Annotated in this window: 1 protein-coding gene; it reads right to left on the bottom strand. The window is 49.6% G+C overall.

The annotated features are described in order from the left end of the window. Positions 1-706: 706 nt before the first annotated feature. The gene (locus ACO0LM_RS28570; protein ID WP_423042324.1) at positions 707-1,483 is read right to left on the bottom strand and encodes an enoyl-CoA hydratase; all 777 of its coding nucleotides are present in this window, start codon (positions 1,481-1,483) and stop codon (positions 707-709) included. Between the last annotated feature and the right edge of the window lie 355 nt (positions 1,484-1,838).

The following is a 1,838-nucleotide window of genomic DNA, read 5'->3' as shown; positions in this document are numbered from 1 at the left end:
ACATTTATTGACTGTTAATTGTTAAAGAACCAAAATCTTTTCTGCCTCACCAGACTACTTATTCATCCAGTTTTGCAGCGCAGCGTTGTGTGCGTCAGCAGCAGAGAAACGAGATTATGAAGCACTTTACTTCCCCTGTCAACACCTGCAGCTCACTTCGTTTCTCTTCGCTCTTTCAAGCTCGCTAAACTGTTGCACGGTATTCACAGCAACCAGATCTTTCCGCAGCCTCTACTTCTCCGCTCAATCTCTGGCTTTGCTTCTCTTCTCTCATCCCGCTTCTCAGCGGGAGCCGAACTATAGCAAACCTTCCACTCACTTTGCAAGTACCTTGGGGAAATTATTTAGCGGGTTCTTTGGTGGGGCGGCGTTGGCGGGTTTTGTAGGGGGCGCTGCGCGCTGCGCACACTACTGCCCCCATTGTTTGCCGTACTGACTAGTAACGAGCCTTACACTTTATCGACTACCTGCCTGCGCAGGAGTGACGATTCGATGGGTGTCTATATTGATAGTATTTCGCTTATCGACAGAAACCCATCCCCGCCCTAACCCTCCCCTTGAAAGGGAGGGGATTTCGTGGTTTTGCGACATGTTGGCATTGCCTCATGGATGGGTGGGAGTTTTTCAAACTATACAGATGCGACTTATATTTACGGAGGCGCGGCTATATATAAGGCATCTCCAAATATGGGGGCTGGAGACGAAATTACTTATTCTTAAAGACTGCCGGACGTTTTTCCAGAAACGCCTGCATACCTTCTTTCTGATCTTCCGTACCAAAGCTTGCCTGGAACAGACGACGCTCGTACTGTATGCCTTCTGACAGCGTAGTTTCATAAGCGCGATTCACTGATTCCTTGGCCATCATGATGATGGGCAAGGACATGGAGGCGATGGTATTCGCTGCAGCAAACGCTTCTTCCATTAACTTATCCAGTGGTACGACACGGGACACCAGACCGGCGCGTTCAGCTTCGACCACGTCCATCATGCGTGCGGTCAGGCACATGTCCATGGCTTTGGATTTGGAGATGGCGCGAGGCAAACGCTGTGTGCCGCCAGCCCCGGGTAAAGTACCGAGCTTGATTTCTGGCTGGCCGAACTTGGCATTTTCTGCAGCGATGATGAAATCGCACATCATGGCGACTTCGCAACCGCCGCCCAGGGCATAGCCAGCCACCGCAGCGATCACTGGCTTGCGGATCTGGCGCATGGTTTCCCAGTTGCGGGTGATGTAATCATCTTTATAGGCATCCATGAAGCTATAGCCCACCATGGCGGCGATATCGGCACCAGCGGCAAAGGCTTTTTCACTGCCGGTCAGGATAATGCAATGGATGTTTTCATCCTTGTCGAAAACCTTGAGTGCCAGCCCCAACTCATCCATGAGTTGATCGTTCAGCGCATTCATCGCTTTCGGGCGATTCAGCGTAATCAAACCGACCTTGTCGCGGGTTTCAGTCAAAATACATTCGTAAGTCATAGATGCTCCTGATATATATATTATGTAGGGATAGGCAGCATGATTGCCGATGAAGCTATTGTAATGCGTCAGGCTAAGAACCTGCTTACGACCTTACTGCGCGAGCGTGATCGGGGCTCATGTGCTGCTCAAAATGCTCATGTACTTAAGTACATTCCGCTTTTTGCGCTGCGTTTTTGTTACCCTTACCCCGCTGACGCTCGCTCGCTACAGATCGTAAGCAGGTTCTAAGAAGCTATTCGAGATCTTATTGTAAACAAAAAGAATATTGCGTAAACTTGGGTGATGAGAAAAACCTACCCAAGCGATATCAGTCGAGAACAGTTTGCGAAGATAGAAGATCTTCTGCTGAGCG

It is taken from the genome of Undibacterium sp. Di26W (genome assembly GCF_049340265.1).
Taxonomy (GTDB): domain Bacteria; phylum Pseudomonadota; class Gammaproteobacteria; order Burkholderiales; family Burkholderiaceae_D; genus Undibacterium.
Note: the sequence above shows the minus strand (reverse complement) of the source record. Positions and strands in the feature narration are given on the sequence as shown.